Raw genomic sequence first — 317 nt, forward strand, 5'->3', positions numbered from 1 at the left:
CAGAAGGCAGAGATCACTCTTGCAGGAAAGAAATATAAGGGAACTGTAACATCTGTCAGCCATATTGCCACACAGAATGAAAAGGGAGCTTCTCTGATTTCCGCAAGAGTAAGAATTGATGATCCGGATGAAAACGTATTTCTTGGGGTAGATGCAAAGGTTACCATTCAGGCAGATAAGGCAGAAGATGTTCTTGTTCTTCCGGCAGAGGTTGTGAATATCGGTAAACAGGGATCTTTCTGTTACGTTCTTGAGGACGGAGTGATCGCCAGAAAGAATATTGAAACCGGTCTGAGCTCCGATGACTACATAGAGGT

General features: G+C 43.8%; 1 pseudogene. It reads left to right on the forward strand.

From position 1 onward, the window contains the following. Nucleotides 1-317: pseudogene (locus QVP40_RS12185) on the forward strand (efflux RND transporter periplasmic adaptor subunit); the annotation flags it as partial.

This window comes from Blautia sp. CAG:257 (assembly GCF_000433815.1).
Taxonomy (GTDB): Bacteria; Bacillota; Clostridia; order Lachnospirales; family Lachnospiraceae; genus Blautia_A; species Blautia_A caecimuris.